This is a genomic window from Paenibacillus lautus (assembly GCF_050482385.1).
GTDB classification, from domain to species: domain Bacteria; phylum Bacillota; class Bacilli; order Paenibacillales; family Paenibacillaceae; genus Paenibacillus_AQ; species Paenibacillus_AQ lautus_B.
This window is the reverse complement of the sequence record NZ_JBCNHV010000028.1, coordinates 113,637-138,368: the sequence shown is the minus strand read 5'-3', so window position 1 is coordinate 138,368 and position 24,732 is coordinate 113,637. Positions and strand designations below refer to the sequence as shown.

23 protein-coding genes and 2 pseudogenes are annotated in these 24,732 nt (G+C 45.0%); 17 read left to right on the top strand and 8 right to left on the bottom strand.

Translation table 11 applies throughout. The annotated features are described in order from the left end of the window. Positions 1 to 336: 336 nt before the first annotated feature. The 3 genes from ABEW73_RS29315 (at position 337) to ABEW73_RS29305 (ending at position 3,477) form a co-directional block, all read left to right on the top strand. The gene (locus ABEW73_RS29315; RefSeq protein ID WP_430171584.1) at positions 337 to 1,203 is read left to right on the top strand and encodes a phosphotransferase family protein; all 867 of its coding nucleotides are present in this window, start codon (positions 337 to 339) and stop codon (positions 1,201 to 1,203) included. Between the two features lie 278 nt (positions 1,204 to 1,481). Beyond that, a complete protein-coding gene (locus tag ABEW73_RS29310; RefSeq protein WP_430171586.1) occupies positions 1,482 to 2,309 on the top strand; it encodes a copper amine oxidase N-terminal domain-containing protein in 828 nt (275 codons plus the stop codon). A 652-nt stretch (positions 2,310 to 2,961) separates the two neighbouring features. Next, positions 2,962 to 3,477, top strand: a complete 516-nt coding sequence (locus tag ABEW73_RS29305; protein ID WP_430171588.1) for a hypothetical protein — start codon at positions 2,962 to 2,964, stop codon at positions 3,475 to 3,477. 609 nt (positions 3,478 to 4,086) lie between these two features. Here ABEW73_RS29305 and ABEW73_RS29300 read toward each other — a convergent pair. The 3 genes from ABEW73_RS29300 to ABEW73_RS29290 all read right to left on the bottom strand — a co-directional run bounded on the left by ABEW73_RS29300 (position 4,087) and on the right by ABEW73_RS29290 (position 7,385). Then, entirely contained in the window at positions 4,087 to 4,797 is a 711-nt protein-coding gene (locus ABEW73_RS29300) for an ABC transporter permease (protein ID WP_430171590.1), read from the bottom strand. Further along, entirely contained in the window at positions 4,794 to 5,720 is a 927-nt protein-coding gene (locus ABEW73_RS29295; protein ID WP_430171592.1) for an ABC transporter ATP-binding protein, read from the bottom strand. Before ABEW73_RS29295 ends, ABEW73_RS29300 begins: the two co-directional genes overlap by 4 nt. Before the next feature lie 99 nt (positions 5,721 to 5,819). Further along, positions 5,820 to 7,385 (bottom strand): FAD-dependent monooxygenase, encoded by a 1,566-nt coding sequence (locus ABEW73_RS29290; protein ID WP_430171594.1) that lies wholly within the window; start codon positions 7,383 to 7,385, stop codon positions 5,820 to 5,822. A 121-nt stretch (positions 7,386 to 7,506) separates the two neighbouring features. On the opposite strand from ABEW73_RS29290, the gene ABEW73_RS29285 reads away from it, so the two are divergent. The 3 genes from ABEW73_RS29285 (at position 7,507) to ABEW73_RS29275 (ending at position 9,654) form a co-directional block, all read left to right on the top strand. After that, positions 7,507 to 8,166 carry a TetR/AcrR family transcriptional regulator gene (locus tag ABEW73_RS29285; protein ID WP_430171595.1) on the top strand — a complete coding sequence of 220 codons (660 nt, stop codon included), beginning with the start codon at positions 7,507 to 7,509 and terminating at the stop codon, positions 8,164 to 8,166. 316 nt (positions 8,167 to 8,482) lie between these two features. Continuing rightward, complete coding sequence (locus tag ABEW73_RS29280) at positions 8,483 to 9,067, top strand: starch-binding protein (protein WP_430171597.1); 585 nt, start codon at positions 8,483 to 8,485, stop codon at positions 9,065 to 9,067. Positions 9,068 to 9,069: 2 nt separating this feature from the next. Beyond that, entirely contained in the window at positions 9,070 to 9,654 is a 585-nt protein-coding gene (locus ABEW73_RS29275; RefSeq protein WP_430206411.1) for a carbohydrate binding domain-containing protein, read from the top strand. A gap of 37 nt (positions 9,655 to 9,691) precedes the next feature. Here ABEW73_RS29275 and ABEW73_RS29270 read toward each other — a convergent pair whose 3' ends face one another. Further along, positions 9,692 to 10,150 (bottom strand): DinB family protein, encoded by a 459-nt coding sequence (locus ABEW73_RS29270; protein ID WP_430171600.1) that lies wholly within the window; start codon positions 10,148 to 10,150, stop codon positions 9,692 to 9,694. A gap of 192 nt (positions 10,151 to 10,342) precedes the next feature. Between ABEW73_RS29270 and ABEW73_RS29265 the strand changes: the two are divergent. Then, a pseudogene (locus ABEW73_RS29265) lies at positions 10,343 to 10,791 on the top strand (SAM-dependent methyltransferase). A 184-nt stretch (positions 10,792 to 10,975) separates the two neighbouring features. On the opposite strand, the gene ABEW73_RS29260 reads toward ABEW73_RS29265, so the two are convergent. After that, positions 10,976 to 11,782, bottom strand: coding sequence for an aminoglycoside N(3)-acetyltransferase (locus ABEW73_RS29260; RefSeq protein WP_430171601.1), 807 nt, complete (start codon positions 11,780 to 11,782; stop codon positions 10,976 to 10,978). A gap of 775 nt (positions 11,783 to 12,557) precedes the next feature. Here ABEW73_RS29260 and ABEW73_RS29255 point away from each other — a divergent pair. From ABEW73_RS29255 to ABEW73_RS29240, 4 genes are all read left to right on the top strand, one after another. After that, the gene (locus tag ABEW73_RS29255; protein WP_430171603.1) at positions 12,558 to 13,037 is read left to right on the top strand and encodes a hypothetical protein; all 480 of its coding nucleotides are present in this window, start codon (positions 12,558 to 12,560) and stop codon (positions 13,035 to 13,037) included. 214 nt (positions 13,038 to 13,251) lie between these two features. Next, positions 13,252 to 14,142, top strand: coding sequence for a helix-turn-helix domain-containing protein (locus ABEW73_RS29250; protein ID WP_430171604.1), 891 nt, complete (start codon positions 13,252 to 13,254; stop codon positions 14,140 to 14,142). Positions 14,143 to 14,290: 148 nt separating this feature from the next. Then, positions 14,291 to 15,142 carry a phytanoyl-CoA dioxygenase family protein gene (locus ABEW73_RS29245; RefSeq protein ID WP_430171605.1) on the top strand — a complete coding sequence of 284 codons (852 nt, stop codon included), beginning with the start codon at positions 14,291 to 14,293 and terminating at the stop codon, positions 15,140 to 15,142. Positions 15,143 to 15,174: 32 nt separating this feature from the next. Further along, on the top strand, positions 15,175 to 15,438 hold the full coding sequence (locus ABEW73_RS29240) for a hypothetical protein (protein WP_430171606.1): 264 nt from the start codon (positions 15,175 to 15,177) through the stop codon (positions 15,436 to 15,438). A 652-nt stretch (positions 15,439 to 16,090) separates the two neighbouring features. Here ABEW73_RS29240 and ABEW73_RS29235 read toward each other — a convergent pair. Continuing rightward, positions 16,091 to 16,417 carry a GlsB/YeaQ/YmgE family stress response membrane protein gene (locus ABEW73_RS29235; RefSeq protein WP_430171608.1) on the bottom strand — a complete coding sequence of 109 codons (327 nt, stop codon included), beginning with the start codon at positions 16,415 to 16,417 and terminating at the stop codon, positions 16,091 to 16,093. Positions 16,418 to 16,571: 154 nt separating this feature from the next. Here ABEW73_RS29235 and ABEW73_RS29230 point away from each other — a divergent pair, with 154 nt between their 5' ends. From ABEW73_RS29230 to ABEW73_RS29215, 4 genes are all read left to right on the top strand, one after another. Beyond that, positions 16,572 to 17,279 carry a response regulator transcription factor gene (locus tag ABEW73_RS29230; RefSeq protein WP_430171609.1) on the top strand — a complete coding sequence of 236 codons (708 nt, stop codon included), beginning with the start codon at positions 16,572 to 16,574 and terminating at the stop codon, positions 17,277 to 17,279. 71 nt (positions 17,280 to 17,350) lie between these two features. Then, a complete protein-coding gene (locus ABEW73_RS29225) occupies positions 17,351 to 18,703 on the top strand; it encodes a sensor histidine kinase (protein ID WP_430171611.1) in 1,353 nt (450 codons plus the stop codon). Positions 18,704 to 18,819: 116 nt separating this feature from the next. Beyond that, entirely contained in the window at positions 18,820 to 19,536 is a 717-nt protein-coding gene (locus ABEW73_RS29220) for a hypothetical protein (RefSeq protein WP_430171612.1), read from the top strand. A gap of 289 nt (positions 19,537 to 19,825) precedes the next feature. Continuing rightward, positions 19,826 to 20,317: an NUDIX hydrolase gene (locus ABEW73_RS29215; protein WP_430171614.1), complete on the top strand. Its 492-nt coding sequence runs from the start codon at positions 19,826 to 19,828 to the stop codon at positions 20,315 to 20,317. Positions 20,318 to 20,497: 180 nt separating this feature from the next. On the opposite strand, the pseudogene ABEW73_RS29210 reads toward ABEW73_RS29215, so the two are convergent. Continuing rightward, positions 20,498 to 21,010, bottom strand: a pseudogene (locus ABEW73_RS29210) (SDR family NAD(P)-dependent oxidoreductase); the annotation flags it as partial. Between the two features lie 54 nt (positions 21,011 to 21,064). Beyond that, positions 21,065 to 21,616 carry a TetR/AcrR family transcriptional regulator gene (locus tag ABEW73_RS29205; protein WP_202618935.1) on the bottom strand — a complete coding sequence of 184 codons (552 nt, stop codon included), beginning with the start codon at positions 21,614 to 21,616 and terminating at the stop codon, positions 21,065 to 21,067. A gap of 164 nt (positions 21,617 to 21,780) precedes the next feature. Here ABEW73_RS29205 and ABEW73_RS29200 point away from each other — a divergent pair, with 164 nt between their 5' ends. After that, the gene (locus ABEW73_RS29200) at positions 21,781 to 22,707 is read left to right on the top strand and encodes a ketopantoate reductase family protein (RefSeq protein ID WP_430171616.1); all 927 of its coding nucleotides are present in this window, start codon (positions 21,781 to 21,783) and stop codon (positions 22,705 to 22,707) included. A gap of 996 nt (positions 22,708 to 23,703) precedes the next feature. Further along, complete coding sequence (locus ABEW73_RS29195) at positions 23,704 to 23,976, top strand: M23 family metallopeptidase (RefSeq protein ID WP_430171618.1); 273 nt, start codon at positions 23,704 to 23,706, stop codon at positions 23,974 to 23,976. Positions 23,977 to 24,732: the final 756 nt, after the last annotated feature.

Sequence of the window (24,732 nt, the reverse complement as noted above, 5' to 3'; positions counted from 1 at the left end):
AGCATCGTATTTTACTAAAGTAGGGGTAGGAGCCGGCTGTGTTGTCGGGTGACAAAAACATAGTAACGTTAGTATCCGCTGCTTCTGATTATGCTGCTTTAAATATATGTTATACTCGTGCACCCGGTGGTGGTCAACGTAGGCGAGCATTTATTTGACATTCTTAAGGAGCGGAAGGACTTCCATCTCGTGGACGTCAAAACACTTACGGATGGTTCCCTCTTGGTAACCTACGAACCCGCTAAAGCTTAGCTCGACCGGGCGAAAGAAAAAAGAACTAAAAACCAAAATCTCCTGGACAATTTGAATTTATCTAAGTCTAATGCGGTGGTATTTATGAATTTTGATAAAATGAAACAGAAGTTGCTTGAACGAAAGCTGGATCTTGTGAAAGCTGAAATGGGAGAATTACCTTATCAGACATTTGAGTTCATAACCACAGGTTGTGAGAAAGATGTTTTAGTCTTAGACAAAAAAACGGTTATTTCTTTCTATCGTAATGGGCTTCAGTTAGATCCTTATGGTGTAAGACAGGAACTGATTCGCAGATTAGGGAACACAGAGGCAGCCTTGCCAGAATGTTTATATATTTCTCCAACCAAGGATTTCGTTGTAGAAAAATATGTACCTGGCTATCGAATTACTCCTGAGTATGTAAAGGGGCATCAGGAAAATGCAACACACATAGGAAGATCTATAGGAAGGTTTCTAAGACAACTCCATATGGAATCCAAACAAGGATTGGACCTTAAAACCGGTTTTGAGCAGGATGTTCGAAACGACATGGAAGAAGGGATTAAGCTTCTAGAGACTAAACTTTCCGAATCCGAGATGAGTCAGGTTATAAATTTCCTGAATTTGTATTATACAATTTCTGCATCGATTCAGACATGTGTTGTTCATGGGGATTTTCATTATGATAATATTCTTTGGGATGAGAATACCCGTCGCCTTGGGGTTATAGATTTCAATGAAGGTGGAATCGAAGATCCGGCCCTGGACTTCATGTATATGTGTTATTATCCCGAAGAATTTCGGCATGCGGTATTTGAAGAATACGGTTCAAAAGATAGTAGTCTGTATGAAAGAAGCCAAATGTATGATAGGATTTATGGCTTGTATGATATGTTTGAAACAATCCAAAATAATCCTCGGAAACCGGATTTTCAAAAAGGATACTTAAGGTTTTTCGAAAAAAGATAAGCAAACACGAGTGGCCATGGTCTCATCCATTGTCTAATGACACTAAAGTATCTACATTCATTAAAGCAGAAAAGCCTGATCTATAGCAGAGCTGCCTATTCTCCGGAAGAAGCTTTGCGTGAACTTGGCATCGCGATAACACAAGACGGAATTTCTATCTCTCGCAAGGGAGAAGCGGAAATAGGTATTCCGTTCATTTTGGGCAACTTTTTCATGGAATAGGACGTCTAAATGAATAGGTCTGGAACAAATTAGGGCTGATTTGAGGGGGAGGGCATTTGAAAAAGTTATTGATTAGCATATCGACGGTCATGATCTTTTTTCTCGCGAACGTCATTCCAACACAAGCATCAGGCAATGAAGTAATCGAGCATGGTATTCTAAAGAACAATCGAGTGCTGATCCCTATACGGGCAGTATCTCAGAACATGGGTATCGATGTGAAATGGAACCAATTTCAAAAAACAGCTCAATTGACCAAAGGCGAGACTATAATCACACTCGCGGTTCAATTCAAAAGGGCCTTAGTAAACCAGGACCGCGTTGATTTTGATGCTCCGGTTGAGCTCATCCATAACACAACTTATGTACCTTTAAGGTTCGTTAGCCAAACCATGGGAGCAGATGTGAAGTGGGATCAGAAAACCAAAGAAGCCACCGTTATCCTGGATGGCAAGCAAGTCGTCGTTAAGTTGATGAAGCCGAAGTATCAAGTACCTACCAACCAACGACTAAGTGATACTCGTATTGCGCGGTTATCGGAGAAATTGAACGAGGCATCTGATCTATCGAAAGTGAAACAGGTTCGCCCTTACTTCAAACCTTATTTTACGGATCGTCTAATTCAGCAAATCATAGAGCAGGAAGGACTTCACTTTAAAGAAATGAATTTTGATATGAATACGGCAACGGTAAACTATGCAAGCAATACTAGCGCGATGCTTATTCAATCCTATATTCCAGGAAATATATTAACGGGCGAGCTGCATTATGTTTTTGATCGGGAAGCGCACATTATTTATGCTAATGGAGCATGGAAGGTGGACAAGGTAAGCGATCATTTGAGACAGATCCCTAATATGAGCCTGGAACCCGATCTTCAGTAGTGATATCTAACCAAATCATGCCCAGCTCAATGGATAGAGAGAATCTGAATTAGTTATTATCCATGTAAAATAAAGAAGCCGCAATTTTGATATGATCCCCTTTAAGTAGACAGTGTGTAAAAAGCGCATTAAAGACAGTGGAACGATCAAACCTCGGTTGACTCATTCCAAGGTGAAAGTTTTGAAGTCGATGAGGCGCCTTAAACAAACGGGATACGATAGCAGAGGAGCTTGCAGCGATGTGGCTCCTCTTTTCTTATTGAAGTAACGGGCAGTTAATCGTGAAAGGATCTCGATATGGATTTTGATAACTTCAGATTTGAATATGGAGATATGAAAGAGGAAGATTCACGATTCGCAGGAATTCATAATAAAGAATGCATGTAAGAAGAAGGAATAAGGAGTTGCGAGTTAGGTCTTACTATATAAATCATAGTTCTATATTACTACTTTCTGTCTGTCCTATTGGACCTAGATCTGTTATTATAAAACAAATAACGGAAAAGGCGAGGACATCAGCATGGCTAAAAAATTGAATATCTTTTTATCTTTTCTAATATCTATTATCATCGCGTTCAGCTGCGGCGTGTATTTCTCGGAAGACTTGGGTTATAGTCGGAGTGAACCAACTATAGTTAAAGCTGGGCAAACAGTGGCAGATGATGATGAGCAAACAGTGGATGCCGAAAACGAACCATCCAACGGAGATGGCGAAAAAGGCGCAACGATTTCCACGGCTCAGAATCAAGGAGGTAACGAAATGGCCAACGACGAACCCGAAGCTACCCCAGTGACAGCGGAGAATCGATTCAGCGACCCAAGAGAGTTCAGATATAGTGTCAATTCAGCGAACGGTATCACGCTGACGTGGCTCGTCGATAATTTGACCGGCAAAACGATCAACTACTATACCGTGAAGGTCAGCACATTTAATCCCGTAGGAGACCCTTCGTATGACGAGCACTCCGGAAAGAACTCTTTCAATCTTCAATATGTCGGTCCGATCATACCTGGATTAGAACTCGGTGTGTTTGAGCTCTTCACGTATCAAGGTGCTTTGGATTCAATCCGTATCGACGAAGTTGACCTGGAATACGCGGACGGCACCAAAGAAACCGTCGTCTACAATCGCACGACTAAGGACGATAGCGGGCTCAATAATAGATAGGGAAGTTTATTGCCACTTGCTTAGTATTCATGTAAGAGGAAAGAACATACATATCCATTTAAGTCCGCGTTTTACGCGGATTTTTTATGGTTTGAATTTTCTTCTTTGTCTCGTAATTTAGATTGAAATATCTTCGAGTGTATATCAGGATATTGAATGTTTATGGTGAACAAACTATATTTTTATCGATGTCAGATGAGGTACTAGATCCGATTTCAGTCGTTCAACTAACGGGGACGATAGTTAAATAAAGAAAAGTAGGCAGCTGTTCAGAGTGATCAGTTGCCTTTTTAAGCTAACCGGTAGGATAGATTAATTCAATTACTCAAGCTTGTACCAACAGAATCCTATGAAATTCAAGAAGGGTGGGGAAATGTTATCAAGTTCTTGTCAGTACCGATTGCCGAAAAGGACAAGAACATGAGCCGATTACCGATTAGATAAGCATCTAATGTTTCCATGCAATTTCATTAAGATAACGGGCAGATTAGTATACGAATGGCTGATTTCTCCAAATGACGTTAGAATGGGTCAAAGAGATAGAAGGCACATTGAGCGTGCATCATCTCCTTCCAAATATATTTCTATTCAGAAGTATTTTCTAGTTAATCATCGTTGCTCCCTGTTTTGCAACCATTTAACCGTCCCAATGAAGCCTGCCAGTCCTATTAAAAATACCAGAAAATAACTGGTATCTGCCAAGGGAAATGATGCGATGCCGTTTTCCTGCAAATGCAAAGCAGGTACAGACCAGGGCAGATACGTGCCAATGGCAGTAGGCCCAAATACCAATGCCAGCATCAAAGTTGTAAAAGCAAAGCCGATCGGCACCAGATAACCGCGCGATATACAGGCCAATAGGGCAAGAGGGGCACTTAATAGTAGGTGGAGAGCACCAATGATAAGTATTAGGAACAAATAATGTTGTACAATTGCAAACGAAAAGCCAGGAAGGCCAATAGCAAAACCAAGTACTAAGGCATAAGCAAAGCTGATCAACATCATTACAAAACACCAAAATATAATTGCGACATATTTGGCAATCGCTATTTTACCGCGCGATATAGGCAAACCGAGCAAATCCTTAAGCGTCCGATCAGAATACTCACGGCCAAATGTCCAGCTTGTCACCAATCCAAACCCCAGCAGCCCAAACACGGATGCATACAAAAACGCAGTCCGTTCAAAAAAAGAAGGCCAATCGGGCTGTCCCAAGAACAACGTGATGACAAACAATATAAACAGAAGCGTGCCCCATAAAACAAAGGATCGACGCAATTTGTAAATTTCAACGCTACAGGCTGTCAACAATGGTCTCATTTTCGTTTTCCCTCCTGGGCTCCGATTACTTTGAGAAAATAATGTTCCAAATTCTCTTCTTCAATGTTAAGCATGGTGAGCGGCACTTCGTGATGAGCAAGCAATCTCGCAATATGTTCGGGATGCTTCACGGCATGATCATCCGGTAGTGCAAGGCAGTTATTCGAAGTCGAATGTACCGCATACCCGGAGTCTGAAAGAATAGCTTGAGCCTTCCGAGCATCCTTCGTACCGATCATCAACTGCTTTCGGCGGATGGTTTCAAAGTCTTTTGTTGTCAGTTCTTCAAGCAATACGCCTTTGTGAATAATGCCGATTCGAGAAGCCATTTTGGACATTTCCTCAAGGATATGGCTCGATATAAACACGGTAACCCCTTGTTGAGAAGCTAGAGCTTTCAGCATCTCCCTGATCTCGACAATTCCGGCTGGATCAAGCGCATTGGTTGGCTCATCAAGAATCAGAACGTCCGGCTTATGAATTAACGCTTTGGCCAATCCAAGTTTCTGCGCGTTACCAAGTGACAAATCTCTTGCCTTACTATCCGCATATTGGGTCAAATTCAATTGCTCCATAATTTCGTCAACTGCCCTCGGAACCGGTAATCCTCGCAACCTGGCCATCAAACTCAAGTTTTCCCTAACCGTAAAGTTAGGGTAGGCATAAGGAACTTCCACCATATAACCTACTCGTCTCGACAAATCTGGATTCCCATTCGCCCAGCGCTGACCAAACAAATACACTTCTCCGGAAGAAGGCTTACTCATTCCGAGAAGAGCTCGAATGGTTGTCGTTTTCCCTGCGCCATTCAACCCCAGGAATCCATAGATTTCTCCTTTTTTAACGGAAATCGAAACGCGATCTACAATGACTTTATTTCCGTATTGCTTTGTCAGGTTAACGGTTCGAATAATTTCTTCCATAGAAACAGTCCTTCCCGTATCATCAATTTAAACTCAGTTCATTAATAGTGCCGGCAGTCACCTGAGATGTTGTAAAAGATCGCCGCCGGCTTTTCCAAATCAGTTTTCGCGATAAATGAAATTCAAGTAATTCAAGATCGATGTGGTATCATCAATGGAGGTACGCAGTGCGATGTAACCGTCGGGACGAATCAATACGAGTTCTTCACTTGCTACATCGTAAATTCTATAGGCATTCCGTGCTGTGTCTATTATGCCTTCCGCCCCCTCCACGTTCGATGGCAGGATATAATGCACATGGAGTTCGTCGTTGGTGAAGTTCTTCAGAGAAGGATCGATGCAGTTTGCAAAAGCCAAAAGCGTCCAGTGCGGGCCGCGCAATAGGTCAAAGACACTTCCTGCAAACCTGGTACCTTGCAGGCCCGTAGCATTAGGAGCACGATCTCCAGGAAATGAACGGGTAACATTCGTTCGAGCAGACGGGTGGGTAAGAGAACTTGACCGATAGGAAATGAGAAGCCCGCTCGTCAGATCGTCGGATATGGTGCTCAAGGATTGGGATAACGCTCCGCGTTCAGTGGCCGTCTCTACGACCCCTCCCATTTTTTTCGTGCTGTCCTCGAGCACGGCTTGAGCTACGGGGCGGCGCTCCTCATCGTACGTGTCGAGCAAGGCGGTGTCAGCTCCGCGTACGACGGCTTCCAGCTTCCATCCGAGGTTGTATGCGTCCTGCATCCCTGTATTCATGCCTTGACCGCCGGCCGGCGAATGAACATGAGCGGCATCGCCGGCAAGGAAAACCCGGCCGTTGCGGTAACATTCAACCATGCGGACGTTGATCCGATAGATGGACAGCCAGGAGGCATCCGTGAGCCGAACACGTCTGGCACCGGCTCGTCGGTCAAACATGGCTTGATACACTTCTAGCGACGGCTTCTCCGGTTCTTCGATGTCTGCCGGAATTGTAGCCTGCAGCTGCCAAATGTCAGATTTTGGTATCGGCGTCACCCCAACCATCCCCTCAGGAGAGGTCCAGATATGGATACGGTCACGATCCAGCCCTTCCAATCGTACATCGCCAAGATACCACCGCTCATGATCGTGTGTTTCCCCAACCAGCGGCAAATAGATAAACTTGCGGATATTGCTTTTACCCCCGTCAGCGCCGACTACATAACGAGCGCGAATTTGCTCTTCTCCTTGCGGTGTATTCACGGTTACCGTTACACCATCCAAATCCTGAACAAGCCCTACAGCTTCAACGCCTAACTCGACTTGACCGCCAAGTACCGCATATCGGTCGCGCAATGCTTTTTCCACATCAAATTGAGCAATCCAGACCGGATCACGATAGGGTGTCTCAAGTTCGGCGCTGGCTGCAACGGTAATAGCCGGCTTGTCCACACTCCTGCCATCTGCGGTATAATAACGAACAGGCAAATCCACGACACCTGTGTCAATAATGTAACTAACGGCCTCCAAATCATCGACGACCTCAAGCGAGCGGGGCTGGATTGCTTTGGCGCGAGACGCTACGTTATATAAGGTGCTTCGTTCAATAATACGATGGTCGACGTTTCGACGGGCAAGGTCGCAGGCAAGTGTAAGCCCTGTTGGTCCGGCCCCGACAATGAGAACATCAACATAAGACTGCACGGTTTTCATGGATAAAATCCTCCTTGATCATTGATTTTGATATATTGCATTGATTACACTACACCGTGCAGTGTAGTTTGTAAAGTGGAACTCATTTTTGATAGTATACCTGTAGGGGGGAAACGTAAGCATGGATAATACGGAAAACAAAAAAATCCGCAAAGGCTCTTCAGACAAACGAGCTAAAATTATTGCAGCGGCACGAGATCTGTTTCTTTCAGATGGGTTTGATCGCTCCAGCGTCGATGCGGTCGCAGCTAAAGCGGGGGTTTCCAAAAGGACCGTTTATGATTATTATGGCGACAAACAGAACTTGCTGCTTGCTGTTGTGGAAGAAACCAGTCGGGCGGTTCTGGACATGATCAAGCAAGGGATATCAGACTACCTCTGGGAATTCGAGGATCTGGAGGAGGCGCTCATCTTATTCTGCGAACAATTCGTAGCTTCTGCAAACGGTTCGTCCGATTACAGCGCTTTGATCCGTCTGGTTACAATGGAAGCCGCCAACCTGCCAGCCTCGTTTTTAGAAAAGCTGGATAACGCAACGGAAGAGGGGATTATCAGGAGGTTTACCGAGTTTGGACAAACCGGACTGCTCGATGTGCCAGATCCTGTAATGGCTACAAAGCACTTCGCTGCCTTAACGTTTTTATTGGTATTTGATCAACCGAGAAAAACTGGGACATTAGAGGAGGAACAAACCAAACGTATCATCACTGAAGGCGTACGCGTCTTTATTTGCGCTTATGCACCACGTAACGTTCAAAACGAAAATCAACCATCATTCTGATTGCGGTTTTGCTTAACGATAGAAGACTGGTGGGGCCACCAATTTAACGTAAATATACGCTAAGGACTTGTAGGCATTTTAAAACTGATTTCCAAGTAAATGACCGCTAATGTTCAGAAAATGTTGGCGGATCCAATAAAAAAACAGAGCGAAGTCCCATTTGGAGGGATCGCTCTGTTTTTTTATACCCGATAGCGTGGGGTGATACCGATCTCGCGTGTCGCCGGCGTGTCTGCTGTGGCCGCTTAGTTGGTATAGGAGCAGCAAGTAATCGTTTTGTAGGTAGCCGAAATAGTTACGAGCTGCCACGGAAAGGATGATAACTACGTTTGACAAAATTATGGTGGCCATTGATAAAGCTGAAATAACGAACAAACTCCTTGATGCAACCGTTGAAATAGCCCATAATAAACAAACTCAAATTACCACAGAAGGCGGGGACTGGTATTCCTATACCATTCATGGCGTGGAGAGTGCGAGGGTCATCTTTAGGGATGGCAGCGGCAAACAAAACCCTGGACAGAACCAACCTGGGTTCCTGCGCGACTCGGATGGCTGGTATGACGGTGCCTGGCATGGATCAAACCCGGATGGCGAAGGGGACCAGGAAGCTCCTACAACTCCAACAAACCTTCGAGCGTCGGCCATAACAGATAAGACGGTCACCCTGTCCTGGAGCGCATCGACCGATAACGTCGGCGTAATCAGCTATGATATATATCGGGACTCGGAGAAGGTCGGTAGCACGGCGGAAACATCGTATACAGATAAAGGCCTCGTTCCAGAGAGACATCGTATGTTTATGTCGTCAGAGCCCGCGACGCTGCAAGCAATGAATCTGAGGCGAGTGAAGCGCTGGAAATTACGACCGAACCAGTCGGTGTCGGGGGCAATCGGGTAACCGTGTATTACAAGCAAGACTTCAGCACGCCGTATATACATTACCGTCCGGAGGGCGGAAATTGGACGGCCGTACCGGGCCTTCGGATGGAGACGTCGGAGGTAGCGGGTTATAGCAAGTTAACGATCGATATCGGATCGGCACAAAAATTGGAGGCTGCATTCAATAACGGGAACGGTCAGTGGGACAGTAACAACCAGCGGAATTATTTCTTCGAGGTAGGCACATGGACTTATTCCGGAAATGGCAACATTAAGGAGGGGGCTCCCGATCCGTTCACATCCAATACGGTGACTGTATACTATAGGCATGGCTTCGGAACGCATTACCGTCCAGAAGGCGGAACTTGGACGGCTGTACCGAGAATGTGGATGGAGACGTCAGAGGTGGCGGGTTACAGCAAGCTGACGATCGATATTGGATCGGCTGAACGACTGGAAGCCTGTTTCAGCGACGGAAATGGACGGTGGGACAGCAATAACGGCAAGAACTATATATTTAACGAGGGGATATGGACGTACAATAGTGATGGAATAATTCGGGAGGGAGCGCCGGGCGTTGTGCCTGCGTTGGAGGAAATCGCATAGTTATTGGTGCCAGCGGAATCCTCATCTGGGCACTTATTTAGAAGAGGGGGCCGGCGAATCCGTTCAAACGTGCGATGACGCCGATTTGACCGATATGGTACGACTCATGATCGAAGACATGATGGAAAATCCAGTGCAGCGTCGGCGGCGAAGGCGGTTCCCAACCGTCTGAAAAACGAGGGAGCCGTAAGGCTGGTGCATGTTCATCGTAATCCATGGAATTGAGCTTGAGATCCGTTTGGCTCCGGATGTTGATATAGGCCTGTAAAATTTGCTGCGAGTGATCCAAAGTCTGAGAGAGTTGACACTTTCCCTTAAAACCAATCTCGTTGATCCATTCGTCTTCGCTGCGCGCGATGTGCTTAACGATCCAAGCGATAGAGTTGGGATGGTCGGGGTGCGTTGCATACCACTGTTCTTCCGTCAAATGGTTTAAATAAGGGATCAAGATCTTCCTTGCATCATTTCGGTAAGGAAAAAAAGCAACTAGTTTCATGATTCCTCCTAAGTATAAGTTGAATTTCTGTCTTCATAGGATTCATTGTAACTTGTTTTATGGGCGGAAACAACGGAATCTCAAGTAAAGAAAAGAGGAAATCGGCGATAAATCGATTCTGGCTATGGTATAATTTAGTGGACATTTGATACCTGATACCCATCTAATTAAAAGGAGCAGTCAATGTAAACCATCAAACCGATTGCCGTCGTAGATAATCAGAGAACCGAGATACAGGATGATAATTGGGGAGGGGTTTTATCAATTATTCGCCTAAACGAAGACTTTTCCGAAGAATCGATAAGGGAATCGAGGGGTTTTCGCATTTGGAGATCCTGTTTTACTTCCATAAAGTATCCGACGATAAAATTCAATATGAAGCCAGGCATCCAAGGAACAACAAGGAGTGGCCGGAAGTCGGAATTTTCGCTCAACGCGGGAAAAACCGGCCGAACAAATTGGGCAGCACGATTGTCGAATTCGTCGAACGGAAACAGAAAGAACTGATCGTAAAAGGGTTGGATGCGATTCAGGGAACTCCCGTCATCGATATTAAACCGGTGATGAAGGAATTTATGCCGAAATCCGAGGTGAAGCAACCTGAGTGGTCCATTTCCCTTATGGAACGTTACTGGAACTAAGGTTTACGATCAGCAGTCTGACTATTCAATCAACTGAGCCGGACCTGCTGATCATTTTACATGGTCGACTAATATGTGTATGTTGGTCCTAATCATTGTAGTCAAATAAATTCAAAATAAGCAAAAGGCATGTTGCAGAGAAGTCGCCATGGCGGCGCCCTCCGCACATGCCTTTTCCCTATCCTTACACCCGGTTACGCTCCATCCATGTGGCTGCCCAGTCAACCAGCTGCCTTTGGCGGATCAACCTGACAAACGCGTCCCCTACCTGATGCACAGCGATACGGTGCTCCTGCTCGAATTCGGCGCCAAGCGGGACAAAATCCCGATCGTCAACCTCTTGCGTTGAATAGGTCACCCACCTACGCTCCTCGTCAATGATCATGGCGCTGCTTTCTTCCGTATACGTCTTTCCGGGAAAATCGGCCCTGGTTTCTGCGAGATGGAGCGAGGTGTTTTTCTCATGCCTGACACCGATGAGCAGTACATAGCCATCCAGTTCGTACAGCTTGTCGAGAGGGGAGCCTTGGCCAAAAACATGACTTAAATCATGGCTTTCCGTCAAATACTCCGCATGCTTGCCAACGGCCGCGAAAGACCGCGCCGGATGGTCTGAGCGCCTTGCTCCCGGCCATGTGCGGAGCATCTCGGCGACAACGCCCATCCCGATCGCCGGGGTGATCGCCTTATCATAAGCGGGCCATTGCTCCCGGATAATCGGCCACCAAGCCTCTTCCGCATCCCAGTGAACGCCGGTCACCGGATCAAGATTTTTCCACGTTTGCGCCGGCACCATCACCGTCCCTTGCTCTCCAATGAGCGTGAGCAGCGCGCGGATGAATGTTTCCGCTCCGCCTACAACATAGCCGAGGCTTTTCAAAGAAGTATGGACGATTAAGGTCTGTCCTGCTGACACCCCGCACCGTCCAAGCTGTTCGATAAGGTCTTGCTTCGTTAAAATCATTCTCGGCTGTTTTGCCTGCTCCTCCATGTGATCCCCTCCCGATATGACAACATAAAAAAACAACCCCGCTGCATGAGCGGGGTTGTTGCTGGCTGCTCGCCAGAAAAGCATAGCCCTTATGTTGTAGAATAAAGTTCCTCCCCGAATTATACATAAAAGGTCTGAAAAGTACAAATAAGTCCTATGAGAACGTATTTGAACCAATATTGGGAAGAGTACAGGGACTCAAATTATAAAAATGGGCCGTTCCGTAAGGAGTGGCCCTTTTTTATATTAAAACTTATTAAATATCCAACTCTCTTTGGGTTGATGCTAATTTGCAGTTTGAAGATCCCGATAAACCTACTTTTCCAGATGTATAGTTATATTCAATCAATGTCCCTCAGTTTTCCTACAGGTTAATGAACTCCTAAAGGGGGCAGAATGGGCAAGCTCTTCGCACAGCCGGTTGAGAGGAGTATTCAACCGATCATTAAGCTGATGGAAATCCTCCATCCCAGCCCCTCATCGCCTGGGACCGAACCAAGCCCGTTGATCTCGATCTCCCGACGCTTAGCAAGAAGGACGCACTAAAATTATATCAGTTGACCAAGCATATTCTTTAACATTTGGCCGAAATTGATGTTGGATAGGCCGCTATTGATATCTATTTGAAATATAAAGAATGAATGATGAATTGACAGGTGAATAATTGCAACAGTCAGACCTTACATAACTGTTTTTTCTGTGTAAAGCGAATAGCCGAAAAAGGTAATACTCTCTGCTTACGGCACTCATAATTCCCTGTGCGGGCGAAGGACACTTGAAAACGAATGTGGCCATAAAAATATGTGATCTTCTCGGGAAGGGAGGAAGCTTCTCGGAGATTGTCGTTGTTGATTATGAGGATGAGACGATATTGCTTAGCCATGACGGGCCGTTTCATATTGCCATCTCAGAAGGCAAGCTGATTTTGAGAGGGACGGGTTTGTATCACGGCAAACAGGGAACTGGGGTGTCAGTGAAGGCTAAGGTAATAACCTGGCCGGTCACCACCTTGAATGTTACACAGACGTGGGACGGCAGACTTAAGCTGATCATCAGCGAAGTAATATCGACCGACGGCCCCATTATGCGGATCGGCAATACTCAGACCCCCGTTAAGTTCAGGCAGCATCCGGATGGCTATATGGCCAGTTGGTTTGCTGAGGCCCCGACGTCGAGACGCTCCCGTATACGGGCTGCATTAATAGAACGAGCTATAGTGATGGAAGCGGAGCAACTCTGCGTTACCCTACTATGAGACCATTGTGGCGTAATATGCCAAGGGTGTGGAGAGAAGACGGGGCAAATAAGAAGTCTGATGGATGGAATCGGCCTGCGTTACTCGCCTATGACTCTTATCGATGGGGTAGTATTGACCGGGCTCAAGGTGTGACGACCATTCGCTTTGGAGTCTTGAAAACCCTTGTTGTACTTGAATCTTAAGTATATTCTTGAAGAAGGGAGGTGGCCAGATGGAAAAGAAACGTTCCACCAAATATAACACGCCAAAGGATTCACGTTTGCTTGAATCAGACAAAGAAATTCGTTTCGAGCTTCCATACGAGACCGAATTTGAAAATTTATCTTATATCGGAGTCGTTTTATACGAAACATGGCATGTGCCCGGTCACCATCATGAACATTTTGAACTGTGTTATGTGGAAAGTGGGCAAGGGTGGTTTACGATAGACGGATCTTACTACACGGTTAGTCAGGGAGATCTTTTTATAACGAAACCAGGCGAAAGTCATCAGGGAGCTGCCGCTGGAGACTTGCCGTTTAGGTTGTATTACCTTGGCTTTAATCTCGAGCAGATGAGAAGCTTGGAAGTGGAATATTACAAAATCGGTTTTAATCGGGTAGAGAAGGACGAAAATGGTCTCATAAAAAGCATATTCGATAACATTTTTGAAGAACTGCGCATGAAAATCTTTTTAAGTAAACCGATGGTACAAGGATTGTTTATCCAATTGCTTGTCTCCATAGTACGAATCTATAAGGCCTCATCGCAAGAAAGAAATCATGGAGCGAAAAAACTGCCTTCGGACATTATCGAAATATTAAACTACTTGCATGCCGAAATTCGTGCCGATCTTACAATCAATGACCTTGCGCATCAGTTCCATATCAGTCGTTCCCATCTGGCCCGGGAATTTAAAGAGCATTTGGGGGTAACCATCGGGGAGTATATTCGTTCACTCTGTTTGGACAAGGCGAAGCACTTGCTGCTTGAAACCGGCGAATCGGTAAGTTCCATCGCCGTGAAGCTGCATTTCACATCGATCCATACGTTCAGCATATTCTTTAAGCGGCACAGTGGAAAATCCCCCCTAGAGTTCCGAAATCACAACACCTCTCGTTGACCGGTCCATCTTGGGCAGTGCAAGACGCAGAAGAGAGTTTAATTGGTGAAAATGTTTAAATTTAATGCAATTATTTAAAAATACATCCCGCAGTATCACAAGTATAATTACAGCAGATTCAAAAAAAGTTAGGATGAGGTGTTGACAGATGGTAAATCATCATGATGTACGTGTGAATTGTCTTCCAACGGAGCGGGATGTTGCTTTTTTTGACGAGAATGGTTATTGGATGTCTCCGGTCATCTTCACGCAGGAAGAGCTTGCTCAGATTAAGGAACATCAAGACAAGATGTACAAAGGTGAATACGAGACGGGGAGAGAACCGGTATGCAATTGGTTGGAAGGTCAAAATAACCCGAAAGCGTTGCGGAAAACGGATAACTCTCATTGGTCCGACAGGACGCTTCGTCAGGTTGCGACCGACCCTACCATCGGAGCCATTGCCGCCAAACTGATGCATGCCGATGCGATTCGGCTGTTTCACGACCAACTGCTTTATAAACCGGGCAGAGGTAATGGTAAAGAAACGGCTAATGTGGGCTGGCACCAAGATTATTCGTATTGGCAATGCTGTAAGGAGCCGTCGCTCATTACTGCGTGGGTGGCATTTACCGATGTGGACTTGTCCAATGGGTGTATGCAAATGGTGCCGCGAAGTCATAAATGGGGGCTTCTGAACGTGAGTGATTTCTTCGAGCAAAACATGGAGAAACAGCAGGAAACGATGGATATTCCGGAAAATGAAAGCTTCACTACAGTTCCGATGGTGATGAAAGCCGGTCAGGTAAGCTTCCACCACGCGCTGACCATTCACGGCAGCGGACCTAACATAACCGAAGGCGCTCGCCGCTCGATGGCTGTGCATTTGATGACGGGGAAGACGAGATACACCTACACTCCAAGAGGAGATGGCCATTTTAATGCGCAAATGATGGCAGGTAAAGATGGAGAGCTATTCGAAGGTGAAGCCTGGCCTGTGCTTTATGAGGCAAAGTTCTAATGAAGGTCGCGATATATAAGGCTTTGTGAGGCATGACCAAAGTTTCAAGCAAATCACTGAAGCGGGATACGATGGGGTTGAAGCTGGCCTTCCCGGCCTGCAGGATCAACAGCCATTTATGGATTTACTGGAACAGTAGTGTTTCATTTGAGGAGCAGTTACTGCGAGCGAAACAATTCTCCACAGTGAAAATTGTTTCGCTCAGTGCGCAAGACTGCATGCCGTTCCGAGATCAGCTGCGGTTCTTTGGTAGAGCCGTATTGCTGTATGATTTCATCACGGCGATATTTTATTAAACTAACGACGGAGGGGATTCCGATGAAATTGCCATCTTAGGACAAGTGATAAATCTATTGATCGTGCAAAACACGCCAATTGTGAACCTTTGACAACTGTCGAGGGACAAGAATATGGTCTCATAGAAAGTCGCTTTTTTAGCGGCTTTTTGTTTTATCGGTACAAGTTCGTGTCTCAAGCCAAGGACAAGAACTTGTACCGATTGCCGGAATGGACAAGAACATAGTCCGATTACCGATTAGATGAGTATCTAAATGAAAAGCGATGTAATTAAAACCTCATTAAGTAGCATTATGCAGGACAGTTTTCGCATTTCGATTAGATGAAGATCTGAGTAGACGTATTGTGTCTCTTTTGAGTGACTGAAACGCTGAATGCTGTTTTATGGTCAAAGAAACCAGTTTCAATGATCGGAAGTACTTCAATTTAAACTGTGATCTCATTTGAATTAGATAAAACAAACTCGTCAAAGCACTTTAGAAAAGTTACGATCTCTTCACCAAGAATGGCTGAATCAAGACTTTGCGATCATTTTATTAAAAAGTCGTACAAACTTCGTATGGTCGTCATCCTGCGCTATTTTCACGACTATGCTCTGAAATCGCAGACATAATCAGTACAAAAATAAAAAAAGGACCGTAAGTGTTCATCTTATGTCCTGGCAGCATCTTTATAAAAATATCTAATGAATGACGGTATCGGTTTCCGCCTCTTATTTGTTAACGTCTTCGGAAATGCTCCGTCGCGTGCAAGAGCGAAGAAGATGAGCGGGGCAATAATCGAGCCAACGATGGCTGGAATAATATGAAATCCGCCAATCACCGGCCCCCTTGGTACCAGCAATTCTGTTCCTAACCAGGAACCGATAAAACCCGCAATAATGTTCCCAAGTACACCGCTCGGTACGTCCCGCCCAATCAAGTTGCCGCTTAACCAGCCAATAAGTCCACCAACAATGAGTACCCAGAGCAGATCCATGGATTATTCTCCATTCTTCGGGTTTATTACTAGTTATGTTGGGCTCAGTGGAATATACCTTATCTTCCAGTTGGTGGAGGAATCTAAAGTGTCTGTGCTAAGATGAGGGTAAATTATGATTCAAGCTGGGGAAGAAGGCTAGAAGGGGTGCACATTGAAGAAAATACTTGTCATTGACGATGAAGTCGCAATCAGAGATTTAATTGAGCTCGTTCTGAGAAGAGAAAACTACGTCGTTCAAACGGCTGAAAACGGTAAAATAGCCCTGCAGCTGCTGGATGCTTTTGGGCCGGACCTGGTGGTGCTTGATTTGATGCTGCCTGACTGCTCCGGATATGACCTGTGCAAGGAAATCACCGGGAAACGTGCCGTTCCTGTGATCATGCTCTCTGCCAAAAATGAGGTAATCGACAAGGTGTTGGGACTAGAGCTAGGGGCGGAAGATTACATGACCAAACCCTTTGACAATCGTGAATTGCTCGCTCGGATCAAGGTGAATCTGAGAAGAAACGAGAGCAAGGAGGAATCAAGTGAAGGAACAGAAGTGAAATCTACACGCATCATTCATGAAGAGCTGACATTTGATCTGGAAAGCCGAAGGGTGCTGAAAAACGGTGTACCTGTGTCTTTAACAGCCAAAGAGTTTAAAATTCTGGAAACGTTACTCAAAAGGCCAGACAAAATCTTTACCCGGGATGAGCTGCTGCAGATCGGATGGGGATATGACTTTATGGGAGACAGTCGCAGTGTGGATATGACCATCATGCGATTACGGAAGAAGCTGGAGGATAACGCGGACGAACCGAAGTATGTCAGGACGATCTATGGATTTGGCTATCAACTTGGAGGTGGCGAGGCCTGAAGTATGCAACCCGGTTACTGCTGAATTATTTATTTTTCTCCGTGCTGTCCTTTGGCATCATCATTTTTGCGGTGAATAAAGCCATCGATTACTACAGCTTCATTACCATTGAAAAACAGATGATGGAGAAGGCGGATCTGTCCGAGTTGTCCTTCCGTGAGGTGTTGGCACAGCATAGATCATCGACAGGAGAGCCGCAGACAAAAGAAATCGTCAGACTTGCTCTGGAGAAGCTGAAAGCTTCAGGCAAGGAAGTACGTATCTATGATAGCTCCAAGCAGTTGCTGGGCTTGGCTGTGGATGGCATCATCATTAATGATGGCAAACCTCTTATTTTGGAAAAGAATATTGAGAAAGCCCTGAGCGGCAGTTATGTCTATACCGTAACGGAAGATCATCTGCTTTATTTTGCCACTCCCATTCAGGATCAATACTACCAAAACGCTTATGTGTATGAGTTCGTGGAGGACATTTCCTACTTTTATGCGATTATGGATCAAATCCGTTATATTCTGTTTGCGGGTGCAGGCGGATTTATTGTACTGATTACGTTATCCAGTCTGTGGATTGCCCGCAACACAACCAAGCCGATTAAGCTGTTGCTTGGCGCTGCGCAAAGTTTCTCTAGACAGGAGTTTCGGAGAGTTCATCTAAACCGGAAGGATGAGCCGGGCATGCTGGCAGATGGCCTGGATTCCATGGGGCGGCAGCTTCATGATTACATTCAGTACCAGAAACAATTTGTCTCCAACGTATCTCACGAGTTAAAAACACCATTGGCAGCAATTCGTGGTTTCTCTCAATACTTGTATGAAGGGGAGAACGAGAACAAGGAGCTGCAAAAAATCTATGCTCATCTGCTGCAGGAATCGGATCGGCTGACGCGCTTGATTAATGAACTGTTGTTGCTATCCCGATTCGACAAGGCTGGTTCTAACGAACTGGAAGCCCGGAAGACGGAAATGAACGAACTGATTCAGCAAGTCGCAACGAGTATGGGTGCCAAGGCCAAAGATAAAGGAATCGAGATTATGTTCAGGGAGGCGGAAGCGGAACCGGAGGATAAGCTTCTGACGAGAGTCCACGCCAACGTGAATCCAATGCTGATGTCCCATGCGATCGCCAACCTTGTGGACAATGCCATCAAATATTCAGGCAGTCCATCGCTAATCGAATTGAAGCTTACACATACGCCAAGCGAGGTAGTTATACGGATACGTGATCAAGGTATCGGTATCGCGGGTGATGAGCTGGAGAGAGTGCAGGAACGCTTTTACCGGGCGAAAAATGCAAGCACAGCGAACGGTTCAGGTCTTGGACTTTCTATTTGCAAAGAGATTGTAGAGCGGTTTAATGGATATATCGACATGGAAAGTCAAATCGGGGAAGGAACGACCGTTACGATTGTGTTACCCCGTGCGTAAACACGCGCGTAAATAGTTAACGTTACAAGATTGATACAATTCTGTTATGAGACTAACAAATGCTTTTTTTATAATCACTTCATAAGAAGAAATCACACATTTATGGAGGGATCATGATGAAATTGATAAACAAAGCTACAGCTGTTATCCTGCTGAGTATTTTACTAACGATGGCACTGACGGGCTGTCAGTCCAATGGTGCCAAGTCGCCAGAAGCGACGCAGAACTCGGCTGAAAAAAACACGACGAACGAACAGGCCAAAGGCGAAGGAGCATCAAATTCTACTGCGCCTGCTTCAGAAAATTCGGAAGGACAGAGTGCTGAAGCTATTAAGGAAGGTTCGATGGAGAAGGAAGGCAATGTGGTGCTGAAGGAGCTTGCTTTTGTTTATAATGAGCACACCATTGCGATTTCGGATACAGCGAATGAAGATCAGATGGAACAGATGCTGGGCAAACCGGATAACCTGAAATCTCATACGTACAGTGCCGGGGATGGAACAAACATGGATACGTTAATCGGTTTTACAGAAAAGGTTTATACGTATCCTGGTCTGGAGATTAAAACAATCAGTATACCGGAGGGGAAACAAGACTCCATCTTTCATATCGAAATTACAGATCCTAAGTACGCGACAGTGCGAAACATTAAAGCAGGAGATAGCCTGGATACACTCAAAAACGCCTACCCTGAGGGGAAACTGCTTGGTGATGGAGCCCCTAATGAGGAGGATGACTTCCGTTACGAGCCATCCAATTATGTGGATGTGATGTCGTTTCATATCAAGGATGCCAAGGTGGAGAGCATTCAGATCTACAGCCTTCTGGACTAATATTTAGTGATCGATGTTGGTAAGCCATTCATACGATTCACCTTTAATACCTGCCCGGGAGAGGGGTAGGTATTTTCTCGTTATAGACTCGTTTATAGAATGGTATCGAGCTGACAGGTTTTCTCTTAAAAAAACTTAGACATGTGTCGAGGGACAAGTACATAGTCCGATTACCGATTAGATGAATATCTAAGTAACCCAATGCTACTTCATTAAGCTAACGAGCAGGAAAGTGCGAGAAGGCTGTGGAATAAATATACAAACGTTACTGCATAAGGAGGTCGTAACTATGCCATTTCCAACGCATATCGTAGCCACAGGTGGATTTGTAGAAGATGGGCAAGGAAATATACTTTTAGTAAAAACTCGTGACGGTGGTTGGGTTTACCCTGGTGGACAAGTGGAAGTTGGAGAAAATCTGATAGATGGTTTGATTCGTGAAATCAAAGAGGAAAGTGGAATTGACACTACAGTTAGCTACTTAATTGGTGTCTATTCAAATACAGGGATTTTTAAATGGTATGATGGTGTGACTGATGTTCCAACGCAAGTTGGGTTTGATTTTGTATGTAAACCTGTTGGTGGGGAGTTATTAGCTGTTACTGAGGAAACAACCGATAGTCGCTGGGTGGCGAAAGATAAAGTTCTTGATTTCATTGAACACCCCGCTATTCGCACGCGCTATCAGGCATATTTGGATTTTAATGGAGCGGTAAATTACATAGCGTATTTAACGAAACCTGAGTTCATAATCAAACACCAAACATATATTTCAAAGTAGATTTTTACTCGTCGCTGAACAAACAGGTACATATGTTGAGGAGCTGCTGATTTGCTGCAGCTCCATTGATTTTTATACAAACATTTCTTTCCATCCCACTTAATTGTTACTCCAGATGATAATACAAATCTGGCGACATGACACATAACCTTATGAGCAAAACGCTCAATTATAGGTAAATTAATGAATCTTTGGAGGTTCAGACTTCATCGTATCGTTAAGGTGGGTCACAAAAACACCTTCGTTCGGGCCAGGGTTATTTCTAAACATTTTCGCTTCTTCGACCAGAACTTCGTCTGTATCCGTACCAAGTACCTTTATCGTCGCATCAATGAATGACGAAAGTGGCATCGCACGCGGTTCATCGTTGTTGCTTTGAACCCACGGTGGCACCATTTCTATCACTTTTACCGAAGTGTCTTTAAGCATGTATCTTTGGGACAGCGTATAGGTATGAAGCGCTGCCTTCGTTGCGGAATATATAGCAGTTGCGGCTAACGGTACAAAACCAAGGATCGAAGTCGTGTTGATGACAATAGCTTCTTCTTTGGACTTCAAATGAACGATTAATGCAGAAGTCAACCGAATCGGGCCTAAGAAGTTTGTCTCGACCGTCGAAATCAAAACATCCTCATCGATCACGCCCGCCGCGTCATCGGGCTGTATGATGCCGGCGTTGTTAATCAAGACATTATTAAATTGATTTCAAAACTTTTATGCAGGTATCACACTTCAAATTTAATTCGTTTACCATAGCTGCAGCCTTGCTTCCAAAATTCTAGCCATCTGTTCAACCATCTCTTCTGGCGTATATGGCATAGATTGGACGACCCACCACTCAATCAACCCCGTAATGGAAACGGATAAGAATTGCGCCAATACATCCTTGTGGATACCGGTTTCTAGCTTCATTTGGTTTACCACCAAGGTGATATTCGCTTCAATCATCTGTGTCATACGGTGTCTGAACGTCGGAATACCTTTATTGGTAATCAAAACGCCATAGATTTCTGCATGCTCTTTCAGATACGTGAACGCACGAATCAGCAGGTCCCGGGACAGTTCATTGGTTGGCCCATCCTCCGGCACACAACTGTCAGCAAGCATCATCAGATACGTTTCCACGCTCTGTTCCAGAAGGTCATATTTGTCTGTAAAATGCAAATAGATCGTTCCGCGGTTGACATTGGCCCGATCCGCAATACCTTGAATGGTGACCCTCTCAAATTCCTGCTCTCCCAACAGCCCAATGAACGCTTGCATAATCATTTGTCTTGATCGCACGATGCGCCGATCCATGCTTTTCCCCCTCTTTCCTGAACACATCCAGCATTCGTTGTTCATTTCTCAACAGAAACGAAAGCAATTAGCCATTGCACCTGCATCCGTTCCAATGATATCTTGATTGTAATACACAGGTGTTATATATTCAACAACTGTTAATTATAAAAGGAGGGATCATATTGAATATACTTGTGTACGGTGCAGGTGTGCAGGGAAGCTATCTGGCACATGTCCTAGTAAAGGGCGGTCATGACGTGACTGTGTTGGCAAGAGGAATGCGAGCGGAGGAGCTGGAAAAGGAGGGACTGTTCATTCGGCATTACCTTCAGCGCAAGACAACTGTTGATCGGGTTCGTGTAATTCGTAGACTAGAGTCAGGTGACGCGTATGACTTGATCTTCGTCATGATGAAATATTCGGATTTCGGGGCTGTGCTACCGATCCTCGCAGAAAACGTTAGCCGTCATATCGTATTGGTCGGCAACAATATGAATACCTACGCCATGCAGGACCATTTGAGTAAACATGGACAGTCGCCTAAACAGGTCGCTTTTGGATTCCAAGCTACCGCAGGTACACGTACCGACGGACGAGTCATTTGCATTCGTGGCGGCCATGGGGAGATGGTCATCGGGGGGCTGGACGGTCCCGTTCCGTTTCGCTCCCTGCTGGAGCAGGCATTCATGCCAACCAAGTACAAGCTCAGTTACCATGATCAGATCGATGCCTGGCTGAAAAACCACATGGTGCTGGTCGTGCCCATGAACATGGTCATTCTGTTCCATAGCTTCCAGATGAAACAGGTTGTCCGTGACGACAGGCGAATGCGTCAGTTAGTGGCGGCGATGGGAGAGGGCTTCCGTGTACTTGAATCATTGGGGTACCCGTTAACCCCTGCGAAGCAGGCGTCTTGGATTACCGGCTATCCAAACTTAATCCGCTGGGCGTTGAAGATTTTCTTCATGTTTCCGGTTAGCGGGTTGATTGATGGGACATCAGTTGAGCTCACAGCCTTGAATAAGGACTTTGCCAAATGGAGGGCAAGGTCGGATGTGCCTACGCCAAACTGGAATGCGTTAGAGACAGATTGGCTTATTCAATCATAGTCACTGCTGCAAGCCGTGTGATATATCGTGAAGAGTGATGTCGGGAAGTGTTGAAGCACTTACAGGGCCGTACTTACGGCCTGTCTTTCCGGTAGAGAGTGAGAAGAACATTGTACTATTGCCGAAAAGGAAAAGAACGTACTTCTTATTATTTAGAAGAAATACGCTCGTATCGCTATGTTCCAGATGATCTCGAATCCTTATACATGTCAGTCATCGAAGCTCATACCATTGAAGAGATCCGAATTGCTTCTTTTAATATGTTGAACAGCGTTACGAGGTTACATAGAGCAAGATGTGTGATAACTTCATTGTTAAACCCGCTCCGACTTTTGATAATCTGAGGGGGACTTACGAAGAATTGTGGTGCAACTACCGCAATAAAATCTTGAACAGTGTTAAAACGAACGATGCCTCCTATGCCTTTCTTTCGGCCTTTGGAGCACAAGGATATCTTGATGAAATGGCTGCGGAGAAAGGAACCAAGAATTTAATCTCATGCAGTACTTTGATGCAAGTGATTTACCAGTAATGAAAGAGAAGTTCCTTGAAATGATGGATGAATATGTAGACGAATATGGTAAGGTCGGCAGAGAAGTCGAACATTTTACAACCTTCGAGCAATTATATGCCCATTATATCAATGATTGATCTTATAGCCCGGTTCGTAATAAGTCCGCGGAAACGTGACTGTTGACAATCTATCCAATAAAATAGGATTTTTGAAGGGCCGTGTAGAATTAGTTTCTATACGGTCTAATACGAGTTTTAGAACAGAACCCGCGTTGGGTACAATCTCGGGCAAGATATCAGAAGGCCGAATTGATATTAAATCAAAAACGTTGGGAGTGAAAAGAACCACTTCCACGATTAACAATTACAAGGCAACTTGGAGCACGTTTAGGAAGTGGATGCTTCGGACTGATCCGGATCTGCAGGATGCCGGTCAAGCCACGCAGAAAGATATTGCTGACTTTAAGCGACACATGATGGAGCATGGAGGGAAGGGAGGATACTAGAGCGAGTTCGATTACATTTCTGCGTCCAGATGGGGCTCGAGTTTACTACGCGCACGTAATGGATATAATTGTTTGCGAAGGTGATAAGGTAAAGGCTGGCGATGTTATTGCAAGAGTTGGAAACAACGGATACGCAATACACATTCATATCGGTGCATGGAATGATGAAGGACCGCTACAGATACGTTTTGATCTGAAGGCAATGGGAGACTATCTAAAAGTCCATGGAGACGAGGGGTATTATCTTTAGTTGGCCCATTGAATTATTAAGGCAGCCGGTCATAATGATCGGCTGCCTTGTGCAGGGCCGACATTATATAATGTGGCACATCATATAAGAAGTGTCTAATGACACAAAAGGGTCTACATTTATTATTTGCGAAAAGTTTGACATATCAGGCTTTTTTATTTTTATGGGAATAATTTGTGTCATCAAAAAATGCACAAAAGTGGCCACATTGTAGGATTTTGACTCAAATGTGACTACATTATAGAGTAGCCTCCATAAAAGTACTAAAAGAAGACACTGAATCCACCTTCCTGAAAGGAGGATTCTTGAGATGTGGGTTGTAAGTGCAGCAGTTTGTTTCTATGACAAAAACCAGAGATAGTAGGGTGATTTTCTAAAATGGACTATCGGTTAAGACTTGACGGTGCTCTAGCACGAAGTCTATGAGCCTCTATGGCGGCTACCAATTCAACTACTCGATGAAGAAAAAGCGCTATTGAGAAGCATAATGTTGCGGCGGCTTCACTTAGTTCGGCATGGCGGTGCGTTTTTCATCAACTCCCACCATACATTCAGTCGCTTGCAGCATACACTAGAATGTATGAGACAAAACTCGGCACATATTGTTGGGACTCAAAAAACCAAAGCAGATGTGTGGATACAATTGGTCCAGTTGAGCTTTTAAAAGGTAAAATCCAGTTACTGTACAGCCTGGTGAAGTTATTACATTTGTGATGAACTATGAGCCGCAACTGAACAAACACCATGTCAACCAAA